Annotated in this window: 22 protein-coding genes; 12 read left to right on the top strand and 10 right to left on the bottom strand. The window is 68.8% G+C overall.

The window, feature by feature from the left end; all coding sequences use genetic code 11:
* The first annotated feature begins 157 nt into the window (after positions 1–157).
* Complete coding sequence (locus ACFP3H_RS06960; protein WP_378601625.1) at positions 158–382, top strand: LuxR C-terminal-related transcriptional regulator; 225 nt, start codon at positions 158–160, stop codon at positions 380–382.
* Positions 383–453: 71 nt separating this feature from the next.
* Here ACFP3H_RS06960 and ACFP3H_RS06955 read toward each other — a convergent pair whose 3' ends face one another.
* The gene (locus ACFP3H_RS06955) at positions 454–1,554 is read right to left on the bottom strand and encodes a hypothetical protein (RefSeq protein ID WP_378601187.1); all 1,101 of its coding nucleotides are present in this window, start codon (positions 1,552–1,554) and stop codon (positions 454–456) included.
* Between the two features lie 10 nt (positions 1,555–1,564).
* Between ACFP3H_RS06955 and ACFP3H_RS06950 the strand changes: the two genes are divergently transcribed.
* From ACFP3H_RS06950 to ACFP3H_RS06940, 3 genes are all read left to right on the top strand, one after another.
* A complete protein-coding gene (locus ACFP3H_RS06950) occupies positions 1,565–1,846 on the top strand; it encodes a hypothetical protein (RefSeq protein WP_378601184.1) in 282 nt (93 codons plus the stop codon).
* A 100-nt stretch (positions 1,847–1,946) separates the two neighbouring features.
* Complete coding sequence (locus ACFP3H_RS06945) at positions 1,947–2,195, top strand: hypothetical protein (RefSeq protein WP_378601181.1); 249 nt, start codon at positions 1,947–1,949, stop codon at positions 2,193–2,195.
* A 475-nt stretch (positions 2,196–2,670) separates the two neighbouring features.
* Positions 2,671–3,774, top strand: coding sequence for a rhodanese-like domain-containing protein (locus ACFP3H_RS06940; protein ID WP_378601179.1), 1,104 nt, complete (start codon positions 2,671–2,673; stop codon positions 3,772–3,774).
* A 43-nt stretch (positions 3,775–3,817) separates the two neighbouring features.
* Here ACFP3H_RS06940 and ACFP3H_RS06935 read toward each other — a convergent pair whose 3' ends face one another.
* A complete protein-coding gene (locus tag ACFP3H_RS06935) occupies positions 3,818–5,242 on the bottom strand; it encodes a short-chain fatty acyl-CoA regulator family protein (RefSeq protein WP_378601176.1) in 1,425 nt (474 codons plus the stop codon).
* 155 nt (positions 5,243–5,397) lie between these two features.
* Here ACFP3H_RS06935 and prpD point away from each other — a divergent pair, with 155 nt between their 5' ends.
* The 4 genes from prpD to ACFP3H_RS06915 all read left to right on the top strand — a co-directional run bounded on the left by prpD (position 5,398) and on the right by ACFP3H_RS06915 (position 10,006).
* A complete protein-coding gene (gene prpD / locus ACFP3H_RS06930) occupies positions 5,398–6,900 on the top strand; it encodes a 2-methylcitrate dehydratase PrpD (protein ID WP_378601173.1) in 1,503 nt (500 codons plus the stop codon).
* Positions 6,900–7,814 carry a methylisocitrate lyase gene (gene prpB / locus ACFP3H_RS06925; protein ID WP_378601170.1) on the top strand — a complete coding sequence of 305 codons (915 nt, stop codon included), beginning with the start codon at positions 6,900–6,902 and terminating at the stop codon, positions 7,812–7,814. The genes prpD and prpB overlap by 1 nt, the downstream gene beginning before the upstream one ends.
* Positions 7,814–8,929, top strand: a complete 1,116-nt coding sequence (locus ACFP3H_RS06920; protein WP_378601167.1) for a bifunctional 2-methylcitrate synthase/citrate synthase — start codon at positions 7,814–7,816, stop codon at positions 8,927–8,929. Before prpB ends, ACFP3H_RS06920 begins: the two co-directional genes overlap by 1 nt.
* 153 nt (positions 8,930–9,082) lie before the next feature.
* A complete protein-coding gene (locus ACFP3H_RS06915; RefSeq protein ID WP_378601164.1) occupies positions 9,083–10,006 on the top strand; it encodes a methylenetetrahydrofolate reductase in 924 nt (307 codons plus the stop codon).
* Positions 10,007–10,016: 10 nt separating this feature from the next.
* Here the strand turns inward: ACFP3H_RS06915 and ACFP3H_RS06910 are convergent, their stop codons facing one another.
* The 5 genes from ACFP3H_RS06910 to ACFP3H_RS06890 all read right to left on the bottom strand — a co-directional run bounded on the left by ACFP3H_RS06910 (position 10,017) and on the right by ACFP3H_RS06890 (position 17,206).
* Complete coding sequence (locus tag ACFP3H_RS06910) at positions 10,017–10,394, bottom strand: VOC family protein (RefSeq protein ID WP_378601161.1); 378 nt, start codon at positions 10,392–10,394, stop codon at positions 10,017–10,019.
* A 187-nt stretch (positions 10,395–10,581) separates the two neighbouring features.
* Complete coding sequence (locus ACFP3H_RS06905; protein WP_378601158.1) at positions 10,582–13,167, bottom strand: bifunctional serine/threonine-protein kinase/ABC transporter substrate-binding protein; 2,586 nt, start codon at positions 13,165–13,167, stop codon at positions 10,582–10,584.
* A gap of 75 nt (positions 13,168–13,242) precedes the next feature.
* The gene (locus tag ACFP3H_RS06900; protein WP_378601155.1) at positions 13,243–15,300 is read right to left on the bottom strand and encodes a tetratricopeptide repeat protein; all 2,058 of its coding nucleotides are present in this window, start codon (positions 15,298–15,300) and stop codon (positions 13,243–13,245) included.
* Positions 15,301–15,377: 77 nt separating this feature from the next.
* Entirely contained in the window at positions 15,378–16,646 is a 1,269-nt protein-coding gene (locus tag ACFP3H_RS06895; protein ID WP_378601152.1) for a hypothetical protein, read from the bottom strand.
* A complete protein-coding gene (locus tag ACFP3H_RS06890) occupies positions 16,577–17,206 on the bottom strand; it encodes a hypothetical protein (protein WP_378601150.1) in 630 nt (209 codons plus the stop codon). Before ACFP3H_RS06890 ends, ACFP3H_RS06895 begins: the two co-directional genes overlap by 70 nt.
* A gap of 7 nt (positions 17,207–17,213) precedes the next feature.
* On the opposite strand from ACFP3H_RS06890, the gene ACFP3H_RS06885 reads away from it, so the two are divergent.
* Together ACFP3H_RS06885 and ACFP3H_RS06880 are read left to right on the top strand one after the other, a co-directional pair.
* Positions 17,214–17,675: a hypothetical protein gene (locus tag ACFP3H_RS06885; protein WP_378601148.1), complete on the top strand. Its 462-nt coding sequence runs from the start codon at positions 17,214–17,216 to the stop codon at positions 17,673–17,675.
* Positions 17,676–17,793: 118 nt separating this feature from the next.
* Positions 17,794–18,924: a metallophosphoesterase gene (locus ACFP3H_RS06880; RefSeq protein ID WP_378601146.1), complete on the top strand. Its 1,131-nt coding sequence runs from the start codon at positions 17,794–17,796 to the stop codon at positions 18,922–18,924.
* 4 nt (positions 18,925–18,928) lie between these two features.
* Here ACFP3H_RS06880 and ACFP3H_RS06875 read toward each other — a convergent pair whose 3' ends face one another.
* Both ACFP3H_RS06875 and ACFP3H_RS06870 read right to left on the bottom strand, forming a co-directional pair.
* Positions 18,929–19,990, bottom strand: a complete 1,062-nt coding sequence (locus tag ACFP3H_RS06875; RefSeq protein ID WP_378601144.1) for a PQQ-dependent sugar dehydrogenase — start codon at positions 19,988–19,990, stop codon at positions 18,929–18,931.
* A gap of 20 nt (positions 19,991–20,010) precedes the next feature.
* Positions 20,011–20,442, bottom strand: coding sequence for a PaaI family thioesterase (locus ACFP3H_RS06870; RefSeq protein WP_378601142.1), 432 nt, complete (start codon positions 20,440–20,442; stop codon positions 20,011–20,013).
* A gap of 55 nt (positions 20,443–20,497) precedes the next feature.
* Here ACFP3H_RS06870 and ACFP3H_RS06865 point away from each other — a divergent pair, with 55 nt between their 5' ends.
* On the top strand, positions 20,498–21,112 hold the full coding sequence (locus ACFP3H_RS06865) for a TetR/AcrR family transcriptional regulator (protein ID WP_378601140.1): 615 nt from the start codon (positions 20,498–20,500) through the stop codon (positions 21,110–21,112).
* Positions 21,102–21,809 carry an HD domain-containing protein gene (locus ACFP3H_RS06860; RefSeq protein ID WP_378601138.1) on the top strand — a complete coding sequence of 236 codons (708 nt, stop codon included), beginning with the start codon at positions 21,102–21,104 and terminating at the stop codon, positions 21,807–21,809. The genes ACFP3H_RS06865 and ACFP3H_RS06860 overlap by 11 nt, the downstream gene beginning before the upstream one ends.
* Positions 21,810–21,828: 19 nt before the next feature.
* Here the strand turns inward: ACFP3H_RS06860 and rph are convergent, their stop codons facing one another.
* Complete coding sequence (rph, locus tag ACFP3H_RS06855) at positions 21,829–24,408, bottom strand: rifamycin-inactivating phosphotransferase (protein WP_378601136.1); 2,580 nt, start codon at positions 24,406–24,408, stop codon at positions 21,829–21,831.
* Positions 24,409–24,505: the final 97 nt, after the last annotated feature.

Genomic DNA, 24,505 nt, shown 5'->3' with positions numbered 1-24,505 from the left:
TCGGGGCCTGCAAGTAGAGTCTTTCCAGCGGTGATTGTGAGCGATTAGCGTTCGCAGAGTGGTGATTTGCGGACGGGAGGTTCTGATGATGTCGGTTTCCGGTGGGACAGTCGCGGTATCGGGCGAGTTCGAGCGGTCAGCGCGGCGGCGGTGGGAGGTGCCGGGGCTGAGCCCGCGAGAATTGGAAGTGATGCTGGCGTGGATCCTGAGCGATTCCAAACACGAGGTATGCCAGGCCCTCTACCTGGCCCCGGGCACGGTGAACACCCACCTCACCCGAATTCGCCAAAAATACTGCCGAGTAGGCCGCCCCGCCCCCACCAAAGCCGCCCTGCTGGCCCGAGCCCTCCAGGACGGGCATTTACAACTCGACGAAATCTGATTCTTTCACCGAGCGGCACAGAACGAAATAGGCCGAGCGACTGTCAGTTCCCCGACTGACAGTCGCTGCTCTCAGAACCAGGGTCCCTCGTAGCGGCCGTTCACGAGCGGGTAGAGGTCCTTGTAGCCGCCTGCTTCGACGAGAACCCACCGGCCGTTCAGGGCTTCGGTCGGTTTGTTCCGGTAGTCCTGGGACAGCGTTTTCCGGGCGCGCACATCGGTGACGGTTCGGCCGTCCTTCGTGATGACGTAGAGGTGCCCGCCGATCAGCGTTGCCGGGTTGGTTTCCGCGCCGAGGGCGCCGGCATCGGCGGTGCTGAGGGTGAAGACCGAGGTCCAGGTGGTGGTGTCGAAGACTTCCAGGGCGGGGGAGTCGTTCGAGATGCCGGAGTGGACGAGCAGGAGATCGGCCATGGGATCGAGGGCGACACGGTGCGCGCCGGTGAAGGCGGGTCGGGTGGGGCGCCCGGTGACCACAGAGAGGGGATGCCAGCCCGTTCTGGTTTCGATCACGACGAACGGCCAGGTGGTGCGGTTGTCCCGTGCCTGGTTCAGCGCGCGCGCCGAGCAGTTGTCGGTGTCGAGTTCGGTGCGCGGGTCGTAGCGCCATTGTTCGGCGAGGGTGTCCACCGCACGGGCCGTGACATTCACGCAGTATCGGCCGAGTTGTTCCTGGTGTTTGATCACGAGCCGATCGGTGTCGAACGCGAGCTGCTCGCCCTGAACAGGTGGGGTGATGGCGCGAGTCGATGTCGGATCGAGAACCGTTGTCACACAGGTTCGCTGGCATCCGTCGCCCTTGTCGCCGACGTTCCAGCTCACCGCGATCTTGCCCGCGGCGTTGCCGGCGATGCTCTCGAGTTCGTGCTCGTGCACCTCGAAGCCCGGGATGGTGTGATCGGTGTCGGGGGTGGTCGATCCGGGTCGGAAGGTCTGCACCACGGTTCGCAGGACCTCGAGTTCCAAGCCCTGGGAGGGCGTCCGCAGGACGGCCACCTGGACGATGCGCAGATCCGACGACCCGGTTCCGGTCGTCGTCCACCAATTACGTCGAAGTTCTTGTCCGCTGGGTACTTTCACCGGGGGGACCGGCGCGGCGACAAGGGTGTCGACGGGCAGGTAGAGCGGCTTGTTGTTCTCGGTGGTGAGCAGCGCGCCGCTGGATTCGGTCAACGATGTGTAGGTGATCCGCCGTGGTCCGGTGGCGGCCGCGTCCACCGCGGTCGTCGTTGCCGAAGTGGTTGTGGTGGGGGAACTTCCGGCTTCGGTCGATGTGCTCTGGATCGCTGCCGGTGGGGTGGTCGGCGTCGGGCCGCACGAGGTCGAACAGATCGCCGCGGCCATCGCCACCGATCCCACAATCAATGCGCGCATGTTTCCTCTTGTGATGAACGAGCGGGTGCGGATCGATCGCGACGACACCCACCGCGACCTCATACCGACGCTATTGCGGCGTCCCCGGTAGGTCTGTAGGTCGAACAGTCGACATCGGCCGCTATCGGCGGTTTTCGGGGTGTGCGGTCGCCTACGATGCGCTGACCGTTGGGAGAATCGAGGAGTCGCCAGTGCCCACCATCGAGACGCTGCACGGTCGGCTGCGGAGTCAGTTCGCCGACCGGGTGGCACACAGTGACAGTGCCGCAGGCGAACTCGCCTTTCACAATGGTGTCGCTGTGCGGCTCTGGATCGAAAACCACACCCTCCATGCCGAACTGGACTCCCTGCAGGGCGGTCCGGAACTGTGGTTGCTCGGACCCGACGCCGACGATCTCGACGATTTCCTCGACACCGTCGACGACGCCTCGAACTGCTGAGCGCGGTCGGCGTCGCGTTGCAGCGCCGGATGATCGGAGACGAACACCGCGTCGAGGATCCCCCGCCGCGCGATCTCGGCGCTGCGCCTGTAGTGCTCGAAGTCGGCGAATCGATTCCACCGGGTGCCGGGCCAGTTCCAGGATTTCGCCGAGGCGCCGGAACCGACGATGGACGCGGCCAGGGTCAACCGTCGGCGGGGCGAGGGGGCAGTGCTCATGGGTCGGCCACTCCTACGGACCGCCTCCGAGGAGCGTCAATGAATACGATCTGCCGTGGTCGAACCCCTGAATGGGCACGCACACTCGAACCAGCGTGATCTGAACGCATCTCGCGCGCGGTCCGCGCAGCTCAGCGCCGCCGGGGCTGTCGGGGGGTGGTTCGCGCGGCGGCCGAGTGCTCCGAATCCGGACTTACTGTGGGATCCCGCGACGGTCGCGTCCGGGCCGCCGACTCCCGCCACCCGAAGGGGACCCCGTGAGCACCTCCTCGATCGACCACCGAACTGCCTCGCGCACCATCGATTCCGATACCTTGCGCCGCTGGCTCGCCGACACCGACGAGCTCGCCGTCCTCGACATCCGACCCAGCGAGGTCGTCGGCTACGCCTCGCCGCTGTTCGCCACCAATCTGCCCGCCGATCGGGTCGAAGCCGAGATCGACCGGTTCGTGCCGCGCGAGCTGGTGCGCACCGTGCTGGTCGACGCCGGCGACGGCGTGGCCGAACCGATCGCCGCCGCGCTGGCCGCCACCGGGCGCACCGAGGTCTACGTCCTGGCCGGTGGCATCCCGGCGTGGACGAGCGAGGGCACCGCCGACCTGCCGACCTTCGACATCCCCGGCCAGGACTTCTCCCTCGGCATCCGCGACGAACGCGCGACACCGTCGGTCACCGCGGCCGAACTCGAGACGCTGCGGCAGGCGGGCGCGGACGTGATCGTGATCGACACCCGCACCGTCGCGGAGTTCACCGCCGGGCACGTTCCCGGCGCCGTGGGCGTGCCCGGCGCGGAGCTGCTGCTGCGCTTCGACGACGTGGTGCCCTCGGCGGACACCCATGTCGTCGTCTCCTGCGCGGGGCTGCCGCGCGCGATCATCGGCGCGCAGACCCTGATCGACGCGGGCGTGCCCAACCGGGTCTCCTACCTGCACGACGGCACCAAGGCATGGAAGCAGGAGAATCTCGAACTCGAAACGGGGGCGACCGCCCTCTACGGCCCGGTCGACGACGCCGCCCGCGCGGCCGCCGCCGAACGTGTCCGCGCGATCTCCGCCGACGACGAATTCCCCCGCGTCGACCTCGCGACCGCCCTCACCTGGGCGGCCGACCCCACCCGCACCACCTACCTGCTCGACGTGCGGACGCCCGAGGAATACGCGCTGTCCCGCCTGCCCGAATCGATCAACGCCGAGGGCGGGCAGCTGCTCGGAGTCTCGTACCGGACCATCGCCGTGCGCGGTGCCCGCGTGGTCCTGATCGACGATCTCACCGCCGCGCGCGCCTCGGTCGTGGCGCACTGGCTGCAACGCCGTGGCTTCGAGATCGCCCTGCTGCTCAACGATTTCGAGGCGAACGCCTGACGCCGACCCGCCCTGGACCCGGCCGCACGAGATGCCACCGGGTTCATCGGCGGTCGGCCGGGGTGTAGGGGATATTGGCCGCGCGATTCTGGTCGACCCGGATCGCGCGGCCCAGTTGCGGGAAAGCGCGCTGGGCGCAGTCGGGGCGTTCGCAGATTTTGCAGCCGGCGCCGATCGGGACCGCGGTGTTGTCGTCGTGGATCGGCAGCCCGTGCGAATAGACGAGTTTCTCGGCATAGGCGAGATCGCAGCCGAGTCCGATCGCGAAATCCCTTTTGGGAGAGAGAAATCCGGGCGTGCTCTCATCGGTGGTGCGGGCCAGCCACAGGTATTTGCGGCCGTCGGGCATCTCGGCGATCTGGGTGCGGATGCGGCCGGGGGTGGTGAACGCCTCGTGCACCACCCACAGCGGGCAGCTGCCGCCCACCCGGGAGAAGTGAAAAGCGGTGGCGGACTGGCGTTTCGAGATGTTACCGGCGCGGTCGGTGCGCACGAAGAAGAACGGGACGCCGCGCTGGGTCGGGCGTTGCAGGGTCGAGAGACGATGGCAGACGGTCTCGAAACCGACCTCGAACATCGACGACAGCAGGTCGATGTCGTAGTGCAATTCCTCGGCCGCGTCCCGGAACAGCGTGTACGGCAGGATCAGCGCGCCCGCGAAGTAGTTCGCCAGGCCCACCCGCAGCAGGTCGCGCGAGCCCGCCGGCATGGCCTCCACCGAGGCCGTCAACGCGTCGATGGTGGCGGCGTGGGTGAGGAAGGCCAGCTGGGTTGCGAGCTGGAAAGCGCGCTGACCGGGGGAGAGTCGGCGGGCCAGGATGATCTGGCGGGCGGCCGGGTCGTAGACGCGTTTGGGGCCGGGATGGGTGGGGTCGTCGGAGCGGATGGTCACGGTGATGTCGTGGCGCTCGTGCAGTAGCCGGGTCAGTTGCAGGTCGAGGCCGCCGATGCTCAGGTGGTTGTCGGTGAACAGGGTTTCGGCGGCGTGGTCGAGTTCGGGAATGTGATTGCGGCGGTCGTAGAAGAAGTCGCGCACGTCCTCGTAGGGCATGGCGGTGCCGGGTTCGACTGTGGCGCCCTCGATTTCGGCGGCGAACTGTTCCACCTGCTGGGTGGCGCCGCGCAGTCGGCGATGCAGACTCACCAGCAGGCGTGCGGCGCCGGGTACTCGCGTCATCAGGTCGTCGAGTTCGGCGTTGGTGGCCGAGGTGGCGTCGGGGTCGTCGGCGAACACGTCCTGGAGGTCGGCCAGTAGTCGCGCGTCGGTGTCTGCGGCGAAGAAACCCATGTCCAGGTCGAAGGTGGTGTTGAGGCGAAGCAGCACCGGCACGGTGAGCGGGCGCTGATCGTTCTCGAGCTGGTTGACGTAACTCACCGATAGCCCGAGCGCTTTCGCCATGCCCGTTTGGGACAGTCCGCGTTGTTCGCGCAGTGTCCGCAGCCGCGCGCCCGCGTACATCTTCTGCATGCCGCCAATGTAGCAGCCGCGACTTTCACAACTTCCGCAACTTTGCAGGATGTCATCCGCAATATTTGGCATGTGCAGGGTATTTCGTGGGGAAACGGGTGTGTGTAACGTGCGAAATAGCAGCAGGAATTCACCGCTTTCGGGAGGCATCGACCGTGAAGAATCATCTGGTCCGTACGCACCGCTCCGCCGAGGACTTCCCCCGGCACGAGCATCTCGCCTGGCGGATCGCCGAGGTTGCCACCGATCCCGTGGCCGTGCCCGCCGACACCGAGGAGATGATCGTCAACCGGATCATCGACAACGCCTCGGTCGCGGCGGCCTCGATCACCCGCCGCCCGGTCGCCAACGCGCGAGCGCAGGCGCTGGCCCATCCGTACGGTCCCGGCGCGGCCGTGTTCGGCGTGCCCGGTCGGTTCTCGCCGGAGTGGGCGGCGTGGGCCAACGGGGTCGCGGTGCGCGAGCTCGATTTCCACGACACGTTCCTGGCCGCGGAGTACTCCCATCCCGGCGACAACATCCCCTCGATCCTCGCGGTCGCCCAGCACGCCGGTCGCAGCGGTGCCGAGCTCGTCCGCGGGCTGGCCACCGGCTACGAGATCCAGGTCGACCTGGTCCGCGCGATCTGCCTGCACGAACACAAGATCGACCACGTCGCCCACCTCGGCCCCTCGGCGGCCGCGGGCATCGGCACCCTGCTCGGCCTCGACACCGAGACCATCTACCAGGCGATCGGTCAGGCCCTGCACACCACCACCGCCACCCGCCAGTCCCGCAAGGGCGAGATCTCGAGCTGGAAGGCCTACGCGCCGGCCTTCGCCGGGAAGATGGCGGTCGAAGCGGTCGATCGCGCGCTGCGCGGCGAGGGTGCGCCCGCGCCGATCTGGGAGGGTGAGGACGGGGTGATCGCCTGGCTGCTCGGCGGTCCGAAGGCGGAGTACACGGTGCCGCTGCCCGGACCCGGCGAGGTCAAGCGCGGCATCCTCGACACCTATACGAAGGAGCATTCGGCCGAGTACCAGAGCCAGGCCCCGATCGACCTGGCCCGTCGGATGCGGGAGCGGGTCGGCGATCTCGATCAGATCGCCACGATCACCCTGCACACCAGCCACCACACCCACTACGTGATCGGCACCGGCTCGGGCGACCCGCAGAAGTTCGACCCCACCGCCTCGCGCGAAACCCTCGACCACTCGGTGATGTACATCTTCGCCGTCGCGCTACAGGACGGCACCTGGCACCACGAGCGCTCCTACGCGCCCGAACGGGCACAACGGCCCGACACCGTGGAGCTGTGGCGCAAGATCGCCACCGCCGAGGATCCGGAGTGGACGCGGCGCTACCACTCCACCGATCCGAACGAGAAGGCGTTTGGGGCCCGCGCCGAGATCACCTTGAAGAGCGGTGAGGTGATCGTGGACGAATTGGCGGTCGCCGACGCGCATCCGCTGGGCGCGCGGCCGTTCGCGCGGGCGCAGTACATCGAGAAGTTCCGCACGCTGGCCGAGGGCGTGATCGACCCGGCCGAGCAGGATCGGTTCCTCGAGGTCGCGCAGCGCACGCCCGAGTTGAGTGCCGAGGAACTGGGGCAGCTCAGTTTCACGGTGTCCGACGAGGTGCTGGCGCGCACGCCGAAGCTGCGCGGAGGGCTGTTCTGATGTCGGGCCTGCTGGCGTCGACCACCACGGCCGCTGACAAGCGTGTCGCCTTTCGGGCGGGGCTGACTTCCGGGCGCATCCAACGGTTTCCCGGCGCGTTCAATCCGTTGGTGGCCAAGCTGATTCAGGAAATCGGGTTCGAGGGCGTGTATGTGTCGGGTGCGGTGATCTCGGCCGATCTCGCGCTGCCCGATATCGGGTTGACCACCCTGACCGAGGTGGCCGGGCGCGGTCAGCAGATCGCGCGGGTGACCGAGCTGCCGGTGCTCATCGACGCCGACACCGGGTTCGGGGAGCCGATGAACGCGGCGCGCACGGTCACCGTGCTCGAGGACGCCGGGATCGCCGGGGCCCACTTCGAGGACCAGGTCAACCCGAAGCGGTGCGGTCACCTCGACGGCAAGGCCGTGGTGCCGGTCGCGGAGATGGTGCGCAGGGTGCGGGCGGCGGTCTCGGCGCGGCGCGACGAGAACTTCGTGATCTGCGCGCGCACCGACGCCGCCGGGATCGAAGGGCTCGACGCGGCGATCGAGCGGGCGAAAGCCTATGCCGACGCCGGCGCGGATCTGATCTTCACCGAGGCGCTTTCTGAAGCCGCGCAGTTCGAGAAATTCCGTGCGGCCGTGTCGATTCCGTTGCTGGCCAACATGACCGAGTTCGGCAAGTCCGAGCTGATCTCGGCGCGGACACTGGAATCCATCGGCTACAACGCGGTGATCTACCCGGTCTCCACGCTGCGCCTGGCGATGTTCGCCGCCGAGACCGGGTTGCGCGAGATCTACGACCAGGGCACCCAGGCCGGGCTGCTCGACCGGATGCAGCCGCGCAGCAGGCTCTACGAGCTGCTGCGCTACGAGAGCTACAACGAATTCGATTCCGCGATCTTCGATTTCGCCCTGCGAAAGGACCAGTGATGGCCGTTCCGACCATCTACAAGGGGCTCGCCGGGGTCGTCGTCGACACCACCGCGATCTCGAAAGTGGTACCCGAGACGAACTCGCTCACCTACCGCGGCTACGCCGTGCAGGACCTGGCGGCGAACTGCACCTTCGAGGAGGTGGCCTATCTGCTCTGGCGCGGTGAACTGCCCGATCACCGTGAGCTGGAACGGTTCTGCCAGCAGGAGCGGGCCTCGCGACGGGCAGACCGGTCGCTGCTGTCGCTGGTGGCGAAGATGCCCGACACCTGTCATCCGATGGATGTGGTGCGCACGGCGATCAGCTACCTCGGCGCCGAGGATCCGGCCGAGGACGACAACTCGCCGAAGGCCAACCGCGACAAAGCTCTTCGCATGCTGGCCGTGCTACCCACGATCGTGGCCGCCGATCACCGGCGCCGCCGCGGTCTGGACCCCATCGCGCCGCACTCGCAACTGGGGTACGCGGAGAACTTCCTCAACATGTGCTTCGGGGCCGTGCCGTCCCGGGAACTGGTCATGGCGTTCGAGGTGTCGCTGATCCTCTACGCCGAGCACAGTTTCAACGCCTCCACCTTCGCCGCGCGGGTGGTCACCTCCACGCTCTCCGATATCTACAGTGCGGTCACCGCCGCCATCGGGGCGCTGAAGGGGCCGCTGCACGGCGGGGCCAACGAGGCCGTCATGCACGACATGCTCGCCATCGGCGATCCGGCGCTGGCCGAGGAATGGTTGCGCGCCAGGCTTTCTCGCAAGGAGAAGGTGATGGGGTTCGGGCACCGGGTCTACAAGAACGGTGACTCGCGGGTGCCCACGATGAAGAAGGCGTTCCTCGACATCGCCGCCGCCACCGACGGCGAGAAGTGGGTGCGCATGTACGAAACGCTCGAACGCACCATGGGCGAGGTCACCGGGATCGAACCGAACCTCGACTTCCCGACCGGGCCCGCCTACTACCTGCTCGGTTTCGAGATCGAGGTGTTCACGCCGATCTTCGTGATGAGCCGGATCACCGGGTGGACCGCGCACATCATCGAACAGGGTGAGTCGAACGCGCTGATCCGGCCGCTGAGCGAGTACGTCGGGGTGGCGCAGCGCGCGGTCGTCGCCTAGCCGGGCGGTGGTCCGCAGCACGCGGTCGGGTGTCGACTCTGCTTGTCGCACAGGGAAGTTGGAACACGGATGGGATGGCAGCACGGGGCGGTATCGTGGAGCGCATCGCCGAGGAGGTCGAGGGCAGTGGCCTCGTGGAACGGGGGAGGGCCGATGAGCAGTGTCGTGCGGAGTCTGAACGAACACGCGGGGGCGGGGGTGCCGTTCTCGGTCGAGTTCAATCCGCCGCGTGATGTCGCGGGGGAGGCGCGGCTGTGGCGCACGGTGCGCGAATTCGAGCGCATGCACCCGGCTTTCGTGTCGATGACCTACGGGGCGGGCGGTTCGACCAAGGACCGCACCGTGCGCATCACCGGCGCGTTGGCACAGGAGACGACGCTGCTGCCGGTCGCGCACCTCACCGCAGTGGGCCACAGTGTGGCCGAATTGCGTTCGCTCATCGGCTCTTACGCCGATTCGGGGATTCGCAATGTGCTCATCCTGCGCGGTGATCCGCCCGGTGACCCGCTCGGCGAATGGCACCGTCACCCCGACGGGGTGGAGTACGCCGAGGAACTGGTTCGTATCGTGCGCGACCTCGGCGACTTCCACGTCGGGGTGGCCTCGTTCCCGCAGGGACACCACCGTTCCCCCGACCTCGACCACGACACCCGCCACCTGGCCGCGAAACTGCGTGCGGGCGCGGAGTATTCGATCACCCAGATGTTCTTCGACGTCGAGCACTACCTGCGTCTGCGCGACCGCGTGATCGCCATGGACCCCGTCGAGGGCGCCAAGCCGATCATCCCCGAGCTCATGCCCATCACCTCGCTGCGCACGGTCCGCCGGGCCGAGGAACTGTGCGGGCGAGCGCTGCCCGCGTCGGTGCTGGAACGGCTGACCAGGGCGGCGGGCACCGGTCCCGAGGAGGACCGCGCGGCCGTGCGCGCCGCCGGGATCGAGATCGCCACCGAGATCGCCCAGCGGCTCATCGACGAGGGGGCGCCGTGCCTGCACTTCATCACCCTCAACTTCGCCAAGGCGACCAGCGAAGTGCTCACCAACCTCGGCTATCGCGCCCGCGCCGCCGTGGCCTAGTGCTCGCCGGTCAACTCACCCACTCGAGCACCTGGACGACGATGCCGTTGTCGTCGGTCACCTGGAACAACCGCTCACCCCACGGCTGCTCGAGCAGCGGCAGGGTGATCGCGACGCCCTCGGCGCGCAGTCGCTGTTCCTCCCGTGCGGCGTCGTCGACGGTGAAGACCAGGGTGACCCCGCGCGCGAGCACGTCGCGCTGATCCTCGGGCAGCACCTCGAGGCCCCGGCGATGGATCGCCACACCCATCGCGCCGTCCGGGTGGGTCACCGCCGCGAAACCCTCCGCCGCGAACGCCTGCGTGTAACCGAAGTGGTCGACCAGAAACCGCTCGGTGACCGTCACGTCCGCCACCGTCAGCGACACCGTGCTCGCCGAGATCCGCACCAGAACCTACCTTTCGCACCGGGCCATCCGGTTATCTCGTACAGCGTACGTAGTTTGTGGCGAGTGTGCACGCGGTGATTGGGGAGCCGACTCGGCCGCGTTGGCCGACTGCCTGGCGGACCGGCCACGCCCCGCCTGGCGGGACCTCGCGCGGTGCGGACCGGTCGCTGGTCCGGGTGGTGTGGGCTCAGGAGTTGCTGCGGTACAGCCAGATTCGGGCGTCGACGAGTTCGCCGGTCTGGGTCCAGGAGTACATGCGGCCCAGCCCCGCGCCGGAGTAGGTGCGCAGGTAGTCGGCGAGGGCGGCGCGGGTGCGGGCACCCGAGGCGATGCCGCGCAGGACGATGGTGGTGAGGTCGTAGGCCTCGACGGAGTACACGCCGGGGGCGGTGTTGTGCAGGGTCCGGTAGGCGGTGGTGAAATCGGCGGGGGCCGGGGCGCAGGGGCAGGTGAGGGTGGAACCGACGGCTTTGCCTGCGGCGGCGCGCGTGAAGGAGGGGTCCAGGGCGCCGTCGCCGCTGTAGAAGGGGGCGTTCGAGCCCGCGGCGCGCAGTTGGCGCACCAGGTCGCCGGCATCCTGGGCGTACCCGGCGTAGAACACTGCCACGGGACCGGCCGAATAGACCTGGCGCGCAACGGAATCGACCGACTCCCCGGTGCGAACCGTGAACTGCCCACAGGCGGCGAGGGCGGCGGGGCCGAGCGCGGCGGTGACCGCGGCGGCCAAACCGGTGCCGTACTGGGTGTCGTCGTGGACCACGCAGACACTGCGGTGGCCCACGACGTCGAGCATGTACCGGGCGATCGCCGGACCCTGGAGATCGTCGTTGGCCAGGCCGCGGAAGAAGGTTCGGTAGCCGGCGGTGGTCAGGGTCGGGTTGGTGGCCGACGGGGTGAGGAACGGCAGGCCCGCGTCGCTGAGGAGGGTGCCGGTCGCCTTGGTCTCGCCGGAGAAGACCGGGCCGATCATGGCGAGCACCGACGGGTCGGCGGTCGCGGTGGGAATCACGGTGGCCGCGGTGGCGGGAGAACCGGTGGTGTCGAGGGTTTTCAGGGTGACCGTGCACCCGGGGTTGGCACGGGTGAAGCGGTCCAGCGCCAACTCCGCCCCGGCGCGGACGTTCTGCCCGAGGGCCGCGTCGGGGCCGGTCATCGCCCCGGCCAGGGCGATCGAGGTCGCGGGGCAGGTGGCTGTGCCGTCGCCGGCGGGATCGACCGGGGTGACGGTGAGCGGGCTGCGCTGCGAGCCGTGGGAGTCGAGCTGTCCGATCGCGGTGAACGAACCGACCGGTGCGGCGACCGCTGTCCCGTCGGACGGTCTTACGGGCGCGGCGCTGTCGCGGGTTGTCCAGACCACGGCCCCGGCGACGCCGACAGCGACGACGAGGGCCGCGGCGGAGGCCGGGAGCAGGAAGCGGCGGGTGGTGGACGGTGGGCGGAGTTGTCCGGGTGCTCGGCGAAATGCTTCGATGGGAGCGGGTTTCGGTGCGTGCGACGCTGAATTCGTGGAAGCGCCACGGGGCTGGGCGGGGGTATCGGCTGGACCGGTGAGGCGGCCGAGGATGCTCGGCCGAGATTCGGGTTCGTCGGGCAGGACACCGAGGTAGCGCGGACTCTGTTCCCGTGGGCCGGCGAGTCCGTCGAGGGAGCCCAGTGAGAGTTCGGGGGAATCGGGCGGGAGGCTGAGGTAGCGCGGGCTTCGAGGCGGTTGCTCGGCATCGGGCAGGGAAGGTGCTGGGGTCTGCGCGGGAATCGGAGTGCTCGGCGCAGCGTCGACCGGAGACGGGGAGGTGGGTGCGGGTGTGCGGGGCGGCGGGGCGGTCGGGGGTGAGATCGTCGACGCCGCTTCGGCGTGCGGCCGGGATGGCTCGGAGGGGTGGTCGGTCGACGGTGGGTGGTCGACTCGGACGGTCGGGAGCACGCGGGGGTTGATCGTCGGGGTGGTGTCCAGGGCCGCCCAGACGGCCTTCGTGAATTCGCGGCACGAGGTGAAGCGGTCGTCGGGGTGTTTGGCCAGTGCCTTGCGCACGATCTCGTCCAGGGCTACCGGTAGTCCCGGGCGGCGCTCACTCACCGGAGGCGGCGGCAGGTGAAGGTGGCCGGTGATCACCGCGCCGGCATGTCCGGCCTCGAAGGGGGTTGTGCCGCACAGCAATCGGAACAGGGTGCAGGCCAGAGAGTACTGGTCGGAGCGGTGGTCGACGGGGAGGGCGGAGAGTTGTTCGGGGGAGGCGTAGGTGAGGGTGGCGGTGACCACGCCGGTGCGGGTGAGGTGTTTGGTGTCGTCGCGCAGGCGGGCGATGCCGAAGTCGGCGAGCAGGACTCGCTCGTCTTCGCCGGCGGGTGCGCGTCCGAGCATGATGTTGGCCGGCTTCACATCGCGGTGCAGCACGCCGACCGAATGGGCGTAGTCGAGTGCGCGAGCGGTCTCGGTGACGATGCGGGCCGCGCGCCGGGGTGACAGGGTCGCGGCATCGAGGTGCGCGGCGTCGGTACCGTCGACGAACTGCATGCTGATCCACAGCCTGCCCGCGTCCACACCCCGGTCGTAGATCGACACGATATTCGGATGATCCAGCGCCGCAACCAGATCCGCCTCCCGAGCGAAGCGCGCCCGACTCTCGTCATCGGTGCTGAATTCCCCCGCCAGCACCTTCAGCGCGGTCCAGCGGGGCAGGCGCGGGTGGCGGGCGAGAAAGACCGAGCCCATGCCGCCGCTGCCCAGTACGCGCTCGATCGCGTACCCGGCGAAAACCTCACCAGGTCGAAGCATTCCGTCCCCTCGTTCTCGACGAACGAAAGGTACACCGTCGAGGGGGATATGGTGGTGGTCAACCCTGGGCTCGGGTCAGCCGAGCTCGGGGAGTTGCCCGCCCTCCAGTTCGGCGATCGACTGGGCTACCGGGGTGGCGTTGGGGCTGCCGACGCGGTGGTAGTAGTCGAAGGCGTGGCGGTAGTGGGTGATCGCTTCGGTGGTGTGGCCTGCGGTGCGGTGGGCGTCGCCGAGGAGGCGGTGGGTGCGGGCCTGGTGTTTTTCGGCGCCTTCGTGGGTGAAGAGTGCCAGGGCGGCGCCGAAGTCGGTGATCGCGGTGTCGGTTGCGCCGAGGGCGAGGTGGGCGCGGGCTCGGACCAGACGTGGTTTGGCGCTGTTGTCGACCTCGGTCGGGTCCTGGTCGAAGAAGGTGATCGCGTGATCGGCGTGGGTGATCGCGGTGGCGAAATCGCCTGCGCCGTAGTGGGAGCGGGCGCGTTGTAGGGCCAGGATGGCGAAGACGCGGGCGCGGTCGAACGCGCTGATCCGGGTGTCGTCGAGTGTGGCGACTACGGCCCATGATTCGTCGTAGGCTGCCAGTGCGCCGGCGAAATCGCCTTCGGCGGCGGCGATCTTACCGAGCCACTCCCGGGCGCTCTGCTCGCCGAGGGAATGGTGTGTGGCGCGGGCGAGAGCCAGTGCGCGGGTGAAGCTTTCGCGGGCCTCGGCGTATTCCTTGATGTCGAGGTAGGCGGCGCCGAGCTGGGCGGACAGCTGCATGACGCCGAGGTCGCAGTGGGCCTGTCGGGCGGATTCCACGCCGAGTAGATGGGTCTCGATCCAGGCGCTGTATCGGCTGTGCAGGTGCAGGTACTTCCACAGCGCCACACACAGCGGCCACGCGAGGTCGTGCAGTTCGGCGTTGTGCGCCGCGCGAACCGTGGCGACCAGGTTCGCTTCCTCACGGTCGAACCAGGCCAGCGCGGGCTGTCGATCGAAGACTGGTACGCCATGGGGGTAGCAGGCGGTGAGCAGGTCTGTCACCGGGGCCACCCACCAACGGCGGGAGATGACGGTGGCGCGGGGGAGCGTCTCGCGCAGATTCCAGTCGATCCACGCGGCGAGGGTCTGACGCAGGATCTCGGGGGTGTCGGTCGCCTGTGCGCGAGCGGCGGCGTCGTCGTGCAGCACCCGGTGGAACAGGTAGCGGGGATTGTCGACGTCGACGCAGCACAGCAGGTTCAGCTCGGTCAGGCGTTCGAGCAACTGGTAGACCACGGCCGTATTCGCGCTGCCCAGCGCGGCGGCGGCGGAACCGAGGCTGAAATCCGCCGCGGGCAGGGAACCGAGGAGTCGGTAGGCGCGCTGCTCCGGGGCGGTGAGGTTGCGGTAGGTGGTGTCGAGGAACCGCGTCATGCGCTGTTCGTCGTCCAGGGCAGGCAGCTGAATTCCCGAATCGCGCAGTTGCGTGAGCAAGACCTGAGCCATGGGTGGTCGGCCGTGGATCTGGGCCGCCAAGACTTTGACCTGGAGCGGGATTCCACCGCAGAACCCGGTGAGTTCGTCGATCGTCTCCGCGTCGAGTGACCGGGCGGTGTCGCCGAGTCCGGATCGGAAGAGTTCGACGGACGCGTCGGTGGTCAGGAGTTCGGGGGCGAAGTGCTCGAAGTCGTGCCGTTCCAAGGTGCGCCGTCGACGGGAGCTGGTGGCGACGATGATCGCGTTCGGCGCGTCGGGCGGGATGAACGCCAGGATCTGGGCTGTGGTGGCGAGATCGTCGAGGACGAGCAGGAATTTCGCGGTCTGGGCCACGGCGCGGAAGCTGTCGGCCTTCTCCTCCTGCGTGGCGCCCTGGTCGCCCTCGGACACCTCGAGTTGGCGGAGTGCGCGGGTGAACAATTCCTCGCCGGGGACGTCGGAGCCGTCCGAGCGGCGCCCGCTGAGCCAGATGAGCGGGCCCTGAATCAAGTCCTGGTAGTCCTTCCAGAACTGGGTCACCAGGCAGGAGAGCCCGATGCCCTCCACGCCGTCCAGGTACATCAGCGTCGGCAGCGCGCGTTCACGAGACCGGCGGATGTGTGCGGCCATGTCGTCCATGACGGGCTGGCGCGGCAGGAAAGGGTTGGCCCACGGTGGAACCATGCTCGCGCTCACTTGCCCTCCCCGCGACCGGCCTTCGAGACGGATGCCTCACTGTATACGGCACCGGTGATGGCGTCGACCGACTGTAGTCAGTCGGCTGCTGGGCGAATGCGCTTGAGGCGGAACGTCATTCGCTGGGCGCCTGCCAGGATCGTGTAGTCGGCGGCTTCGCGGTCGAGGTGGACGAGGGCGGCGAGGAAGGCTATCGGCATGGGTCCGGTGTGGGTGTCGTCGAGCAGGGCCTCGGCGGTCGAGCCGTCGCGGAAGCGCAGGCGGACGTGGTGTGGGCCGATCTCGGTCATCGCGATCGAACAGCCGGGGTGTCGGCGCAGTGTGCGACTGAGGGATTCGTCGGGATCGTGGGCGATGTGCGAGACCACGAGGACGTCGGCGGTGCCGGTGAGGTCTCGACGCGGATGGTCGTCGTACACCACCAGGGCGGCATCGGTGGTGCGGTGGCCGCGTCGGCTGCGGGCGGTGACGTCGGCGGGCCAGCGGTGGACCCGCGCGGTTCGGTGACTGAGCGCGTCGGGAATCGGCTCGCACGAAATCCAGCAGGCGCGAATCGGATCGCGATGGGCGACGAGATCCGCTGGCGGATAAGGAAATTCCGGTGCACGGTTGTCGGGCTCGGGCAGACGCAGGAGGCGGTAGAACGTCGAACGCAGAGTATCGAGACAGGCGCCGGGGTGCGAGGTGGCTTCGGTGCGCACGACGCGCATCGCGACAGGGTCGAAATCGGTGATCGCGCGGGCGATCTGGGGCGGCAGTGGGCGCGACGGGCGCAGCGTCGGGGCCAGTTCACCGAGCCGATCGATCACCGATCCCTCGGCGACATCCTCGCGCGGAAACGCGGCGAGCACGGTGGGAATGGCGTGGGCGGCAGCGTAACCGGTGACCGCGCCGTGATCACCGATCACGATATCGGAGGCGAGAACGGTCTGTTGCCAGCCGCTGATCGGGGGAATCAGGCGCAGTCCGGCCCGCAGGGCATTGGCGAACCAGGTGCGGAGTTGGAGCGGGCCGTGGGCGAACCAGACGTTCGGGTGCACGATCGCGGCGACGACGTACTCGTCCACAGGGAGCTCGCCGAGCAGGTCGTCGATCAGGTTCGGATGCTGTCCGAGAACCGAACCGGCGCCCCAGGTCGAGGACACGGTGACGACGGTGGTGTCGGGGGCGGCGCCGAGGGCGGCGCGGTAGGCGGGAATCAGGTGCCTGCTGGCCAGCATGCGGTCGAAACAGGGATCGCCGGCGACTACGGTGCGGGGGAGGGCTTCGGGGACGGTCAGCGCCAGGCGGTGGCGATCGTTCTCGTGGGAGAGAATGACGGCTTCGGGAATCGATCCCTCCCGCACCAACCACCGCCGCCCCAAACCGTAAACGTTCTCGATTCTCGATTCTCGATTCTCGATTCTCGATTCTCGATTCTCGATTCTCGAGCTAATTTAGTATAGCCGATTCCGTGGGAAAGTACGGCTAAAGGGGCGGATATTCGGTGGAGTTCACCACTGTGATGAACCGAAATGGCGAGATCGAATTCATCGGTGAGCGCACGCGCCCACAGAATTCGCACCGCGCCGGATTCGTCGAGTTGTCGTTCCACATCGCCGGTGACGGCGGAAACGTCGGGGAAGGTGAAAACGAGTTGGACGCGGCGGTCGGAATCGAAGACGGGCAGGATGTCGGCCAGTCGATTCCAGGCGGTCATCGTGTGGACGACGATCAGGACGGTGCGCGTGGTGCGCACGGTGATCCAGTGCGGATGGTCCGAGCCGGACGATTGCGCTTGCTCCGGCGTCCGGTACACCTGACTCCCCACTGGCCGATCGTTGGTCCACAGTATCGCGCCGCGGCGCGGACCGACGAACAGGGCCGAGGCGATCGACGCTGCGGCGGCGGCGCGTTCGTGGTTCATTGTCGAGATGACTTTGCAATTGTGGTTGACCGCCGCGGTGGCGATCGTCGGCAATATCGCGGTGATAGCCAATGGTCTGCTCAGCGCCCGCAACGCCACCCGATTGGCGACCCGGATGCGTGACATCGATCGTCGCGACAACCATCGCAAGGAATACGTGGACGCGTGCCGCGGTTTCCTGGCTGCCGCGCGATTGCTGCGGGCCGCCGGTGATCGGGCTCGGGCCAAGGACGCCGAGACCGCGCTCGCGGAATTGCGCAGGGCGGTGGCCGGAATCGAACTGTATCGACCCGATCTCGCCGACGGTGTCCTCGCGACCGCGCTGACGGCCTGCGAGGAACTGGCCGAGCTGCGCACGCGCGGGGCGCCGAGTGGGTCGATCAGCGCGGCCGAAGCGCGGTGCGGGCAGGCGGTGAGCGACGCGCGCGCCGCCATCGCCATCGACCTGCCCGATGTCTCGGCGGCGTGAGGGGGTGTGGGTGGTGACCGCGTGGCGAGTGGGTGGATCGCGGTGTTGTCGGTAGGAGCTGAAATGATCTTCGGTGGTGCTGCCCAGCCGGAGGCGGCCATGAGTGGAACGGGTCCGCGTGCGATACGTCGTGCTGATTCTGGTGATCGTGGTCGTTGTCGCGGTGATGTTCGCGGTGCCGTGGTGGATGTTGGTCGCCGCGCCGACCCAGCGCGCCGGGCGGTGGTTCCGGGTGGGGACGGTGATCAGCGCGCTCGGGTTCGTCGGTGTGCCGATCGCGATGGTGCTCGGGCACGGGCCGCCGCAGTTCGATCCCGCGGCGATCGCCGGGGACGTGGCGGTCGGGGTGTTGTGGATCGTGTTCGTGTGGTCGCTGATCGGCATTTTCCTGCGGGCCGTGCTGCGGGTGGTCGGGCTCACGAGCGTGCGCGTCACCCAGGCGATCGCGGTGGCGGTGGTGGCGGTCTCGGCGGGGCTCACCGGGTACGGCGCGTATTCGGCGCTGCGGGTGCCGGACGTGCGCACCGTGGATGTGGCGATTCCCGGCCTGGCCGAGGGGCTCAACGGGTTGCGCGTGGTGGTGCTCACCGACACGCATTTCGCGGCGATCGACCGGGAGGGTTGGTCGCGGCGGGTGGTCGAGGAGGTCAACGCGCAGCGTCCCGATATCGTCGCGCTCACCGGTGATCTCGTCGACGGGTCGGTCGACCAGCGCCGCGAGCAGGTCGCCCCGCTGGCCGATATCCGAGCGCCGCTGGGCAAGTACTACATCACCGGCAACCACGAATACCTCGACGACGCGCAGTCCTGGATCGACTACATGGCCTCGATCGGCTGGCAGCCGCTGCACAACGCGCACCGCACCATCGACCGCAATGCCGACCGACTCGTGGTGGCGGGCATCGACGACCCCACCGGCACCCGGCTGGAGGGACACGGTCCCGACCTGAACGCGGCGCTGGCCGGCGTCGACCCCGCCCTGCCGGTCGTGCTGCTGGCCCACCAACCCAAGCAGGTCACCGGCAGTGTCGAGGCGGGCGTCGAACTCCAGATCTCCGGGCACACCCACGGCGGCCAGATCTGGCCCTTCCACTATCTGGTCCTGCTCGACCAGCCGGTGATCCAGGGCCTGAGCCGACACGGCGACACCCAGCTCTACACCAGCCGCGGCACCGGCTACTGGGGCCCGCCGCTGCGCGTGTTCGCCCCGAGCGAGATCACCGTCCTGGTCCTGCACCCACAGCGGTGAGCGCTCAGTTCGCGTGGTCGAGGCGGACGATGCGGTCGTCGCCGGTGGTCGGGTTGCCGCGGCCGTCGGTGTTGTTGGTCAGCACCCACAGGGTGCCGTCGGGGGCGCGGACCACGTCGCGCAGGCGGCCGTATTCGCGGACGAGATGTTCGGTGGAGCCGGTGAGGTCGTCGAGCGGAATCTCGCGCAGGCGTTGGCCGCGCAGGTTCGCGAGGTAGATCGCGGTGTCGGTGATCGTCATGCCGCTGGGGCTGGCCTGCGCGGGTGACCACTGCTGGACGGGGTCGAGGAAGCCGGGGCGATCGGCGATGCCCTCGACCTCGGGCCAGCCGTAGTTGCCGCCGGGTTCGATGAGATTGAGTTCGTCCCAGGTGTTCTGGCCGAATTCGCTGGCGAACATGCGGCCGTCGGGGGACCAGGCCAGGCCCTGCGGGTTGCGGTGGCCGTAGCTGTAGACGAGGGAGTCGGGGAAGGGATTGTCGGCGGGAGGTTGCCCGTCGGGGGTCATGCGCAGGATCTTGCCCGCGAGGTTCGCGCGGTCCTGGGCGCCGGGGCGGTCGCCCGCGTCGCCGACGGTGGCGTAGAGCATCGCGTCGGGTCCGAAGGCGATGCGGCCGCCGTTGTGATTGGTCGCGGCGGGTAGGCCGGTGAGAATCGGTGTGCCGCCGCTGATTCCGAGACTGCCCGGTTCGCCGGTGAGGTCGAAGCGTTCGATGCGGTTGTCCTCGGCGGTGGTGTAGTAGGCGAACAGGTGGCGCTCGCGGATCGCGAGGCCGAGCAGCCCGCCCTCGCCCGACGGCGCGACACCGGCGATCACGCCGACCTCGCGATGTGTTCCCCCCGCGCCGATTTCGAGGACGCGGGCGCTGTCGCGTTCGCTCACCAGGGCGGTCGAGCCGTGGAAGGCGATCGACCACGGGGCATCGAGATCGTCGGTGACGGTGCTGTTGTGCGCGGACGCGCCGGTGGGCAGCGCGGAGCCGTCGTCGGGAATCGGCGCGCACGCGCACAGCAGACACACCGTCGCCATCGGCACGAGGAGCAACACTCTCAGAGGCGACCGCATGCCATCGAGGGTAGGCCTGATCAGCCCATCTTGTAGGTGCCGCCACCCGCGGCGACCAGTCGTTCGTCCCCGGTGGTGACGATGTCGACGCGGCAGGTGGTCAGTTGGCGCCCGGCGCGCAACCGGGTGCCGATGATGTCGACGCTCTCGCCGTTGGCCGACTGGACGAAGTCGATCGACATCGAGACCGTGACCCCGCGCAGCTGCTCGGGCAGTCGCTCGCCTGCCCATGCCGCGGCCACGATGCCGATATCGATGCAGGCCGCCAGCGCGCCGCCGTGCACCATCGCGCCGACCGTGACGAGTTCCTCCCGGAAGGGCATCCGCAGCCGCGCCCGACCCTCCTCGATCTCGACCAGCTCGATGCCGAGGTGCTGGACGAACGGCGACTGGGGCAGGAACAGGGTCATGGCTTCGCTGCCGGTGCGCGGCGCGAGGTGAGAGGCGGTCATCGGGACTCCTATCGGAAGTTGACTACGATATCGGAAGAAGATTACGATAAACCGCGTGACGTTGGAACCCCCCACCGACCGACGCAAACGTCGGACCCACACCGCGGTGCTCGACGCCGCCCAGGAGCTGTTCCGGCGCGAGGGCTATCGGGGCACCACCATCGACATGCTCGCCAGTGCGGCGGATGTCGCGGTGAGCTCGATCTACGCCAATTTCGCCGCGGGCAAGGCCGATGTGTACGCGGCGCTGGCCTGGCGCACGGCGACCCGGCACGCGGAGGTCATGTCCGCGGTGATCGACGCGTCCACCCCGCGCGGGGAGGTGGCCGCCGTGTTCGACCGGTACGTGGCCTTCCATCGCGAGAATCCGTTGGCGCTGCGCATTCTCGCGCTGACCGATGTCGAGGTGGGGGAGTCGGAGTTGGCGCGCGAGGCCAAGATTCGGATCGACGGCGTGCTGAGCGGGTTGATCGGATCCTTCGCCGGCGCGGTGGAAGTCGCGGGCGCCGACGTGAATCCCCGTGCGCTGGTGTCGGTCTCGTGGGCGGCGGTCAACGGGGCCTATTCGCTGTTCCAGCGTCGGATGGTCGACGAGGCCACGCTGGATGCCATGCTCGGGATCGCCCGAGCTGATCTGCTCTCGCATGTGGGGGTCGACGATGCGTCGTGACGGTGAACTGAGTCCGCTGCGTCGGATGCGCACGGTGGCTTCGGCTTTGGGTGTGCAGACGGTCGCGCTGCCGCAGCTGGTGCGGGGGCGACGGGCGGCGGCCGCGGACTGGGCGCCGGTCGCGCCGGATTCGGTGCTGTGCCGGTCCGCGCTCGAGGAGGCACGGCAGACGCTCACGCCCGCGGTGCTGGCCCACAGCCTGCGCTGCTGGGAATTCGCCACCGCCCTGGCCGAACTCGACGAGCTGAGGCCCGATCCCGAGGCGCTCTATCTCGCCTGCGTCCTGCACGACATCGGCCTCGGCGCACCCGACGACCCGCGCACCGGCTGCTTCGCCCTGCTCGGCGCGCACCGGGCCCGCGCCTTCGTGGTCGACAACGGGGCCACCGAGGCGGTGGGCGACTGCGTGCACACCGCCATCGCCCGCCACTTCGACCCGGTCACCCCGCGCGAGCACGGCGCCGAAGCGGTGCTGCTGCACGACGCCGCGCACCTCGACGTCGTCGGCGTGCGCGCGGGCGACCTCGAGCCGGGCGTGCTCGGCGCCGTGCACGCGCGCCACCCGCGCGCGGGTTTCCGGGGCGAGTTCGCCGACGCCATGCGGCACGAGACGCGGGTCCGCCCGCACTCCACGGCGGCGACGCTGTGGCGCACTGGCATGCCCCTCGCGCTCGCGGTGAATCCCCTGGATCGGTGAAAACCGCTGGGGGACAGCCTCAGAGCAGTTCCACGTAACCGTCGGTGCCGTGGACGCGGATGCGTTGACCGTCGCGGATGAGGTCGGTGGCGTGTTCGACGCCGACCACGGCGGGGAGGCCGTATTCGCGGGCGATCACCGCGCCGTGGGTCATCAGGCCGCCGACCTCGGTCACCAGGCCGGTGATGGCGACGAACAGCGGCGTCCAGCTCGGGTCGGTGTAGGCGGTGACCAGGATGTCGCCCGGTGCGAGGTCGGCCTGGGCGATATCGGTGATCACGCGGGCGCGGCCCTCGATCGTGCCCGCCGAGACCGCCATGCCGGGCAGCGCGCCCGGTGGGAGGTCGTCGCGGCGGTAGGCGCCGGTGAGGGTCTCGCCGTCGGAGGTGAGGACCCGGGGTGCGGTGAGGGCGCGGTAGGTCTCGAAGGCGGCTTTGCGGTCGGCCAGGAGGGTGTCGTCGGCGCGGTGGGTGCGGGTCAGGTCGCGGAGTTCGTCGAAGGTCAGGAAGAAGATGTCGGCGGGGTCGCCGAGGACCCCCGCCGCGACCAGGCGGTCGGCCTCGCGCAGCAGCGCCTGTTTGTAGACCCAGTAGCGGCTGATCATGCTGTATTTGGGGTACTCGCGGTAGCCGGAGTAGGTGCGCAGGCGCTCGATCATGTGCGCGGTCTCGGTGGCCTTCTGCTCGCCGTCGGGGAGCTCGCGAAGGCGTTGCAGGAGTTGAGTTCTCGACTGTTCGGCATCGCGTAGTCCCGCCTCGAACAGGTGGGTGCTCGCGCCGGGGGCGAAGGTGGCGATATTGCCGAGGATGGTCGGCAGCAGGGTGCTCGGGGCTTCGCTCCAGCGGGGGCGGGTGATGTCGATCTCGCCCGCGCAGCGCATGCCGTAGGTGGCGAGGAAGTTCTCGATCGCGGCGCGGGCCTCGGTGCCGCCGGGGTAGTCGGCCAGCTCGTCGAGGAAGTCGTCACTGTCGACGCGGTGCAGGTAGGCGATCAGTTCCGGGTGGGGGCGGAGCACGTCGGCCACGTCGAGCAGTGCCAGGCCCATCTCCGAGGTCACATTGTGGGGCACCGAGCGGGTGAGCGCGTCGGCGGCGTTCTTCTCGCCGAGCCATTCGGACAGGTGGTCGTTGAGCCAGAAGGTGGCGTCCTGGGCGGCGGTGATCATCTGCAAGTTGAGGGGGGTGAACAGGATTCGGCGCAGGTCGGCCAGATCGGCTTCGATGGCGTCGAGCAGCGCGGGTCCGGTCAGCGGGGCGATCTCGCGGGCCGTGGCGGCCACGGCGGCCGCGTTGTCGGCGATCGCGGTGGTGACGAGCTCGGGATCGTTCGCGATGGTCGCGGTGGTGGTCAGCGACGCGGGCGCCGCCGAATTCCGCTGCGGCCCTTGCTCGATGAAGTCGCGGTCGAGCACGGTGCGCAGGGCGTCGCCCATCAGCGGATCGGACTTGCCCAGTGCCCCGGCCAGCGCGGCGGCGGTCGTCGGCGACGACAGCATCGCGGTGACATCGACGAACAACCTGCCCCCGGCATCGCGCATGGGGGCGTGGCTGGTCATCTTCCACAGCGAGATCCCCAGCGGTTTCATCGCGTCGGTCATCATCTGCTGGTGGCCGACCGAGACGTAGACGCGATTGGCGGTGTCGGCGGCGGCCGGGATCGGGAACAGGGTGGTGATCGGCCTGCTCTGCACGATGGCGGGCTCGTCGCCTGCCAGGCACCATTCGATGTCCTGGGGGCTGCCGAAGTGGGCTTCGATGCGGCGGCCGAGGTTCGCCAGGCGCAGCACCTCGGAGTCGGTGAGCACCGGGTCGTCGCGGTGGTCGGGGGCGATCTCGCGCACGTGGGTGCCGCCGGTGGGAAGGGGCTCGATGGCGAGTTTCTTGGTGGCGATGCGCGCCTCGGTGATGCGCTCGTCGCGAACCCGGTAGGAGTCGGCGTTCACGAGACCGGACACCAGGGCTTCGCCGAGCCCGAAACCGGCGTCGACGGAGACGGTCGTACGGTCGGAGGTCACCGGGTCGGCCGTGAACAGGATGCCGGAGGCGCGGGGGAAGACCATCCGCTGCACGACCACGGCCATGCGGATCTGGTTGTGGCCCATGGCGTTTCGTAGGCGGTAGGTGACGGCGCGGTCGGTGAACACCGAGGCCCAGCATCGCCGGATGTGGTCGAGCAGTGCCGGGCCGCCCGCGATATTGAGGTAGCTGTCCTGCTGGCCGGCGAAGGATGCGGTCGGGAGGTCCTCGGCTGTGGCGCTGGAGCGCACGGCGTAGGCACCCTCGACGCCGAGGCGGGCGTGGGCGGCGAGAATCTCGGTGGCCACGTCCGCGGGGACGGTGAGATTCTCGATCGTGTGGCGGATCCGCGCGCTGAGCTCGGCGATCCCCGCCCGGTCCTGGGGTGCCAGGCGCGACAGGTCGTCGAGGAGGTCGTCGATCGAATCCGCCACCGTGCGCGCGTAGGCGTCGGTGGTCACACAGAAGCCGTCGGGGACGCGCACACCCTCGATCCGGGCGAGCTCACCGAGGTTCGCGCCCTTGCCGCCGACCGTCGAGATCCGGGTCCGGTCGATCTCCGCGAAGTCGAGCACATAGGCCATTCCGCCACTCCTCACCTGGGGTTTCAGCATTGCGGGAGCGAGTATGGACCAAAAATCGGCGCCGCATGAGGGCCCGGAATCGTGTATACAGTAGAAG

The organism is Nocardia lasii (genome assembly GCF_042658545.1).
GTDB lineage: Bacteria > Actinomycetota > Actinomycetes > Mycobacteriales > Mycobacteriaceae > Nocardia > Nocardia lasii.
Note: the sequence above shows the minus strand (reverse complement) of the source record. Positions and strands in the feature narration are given on the sequence as shown.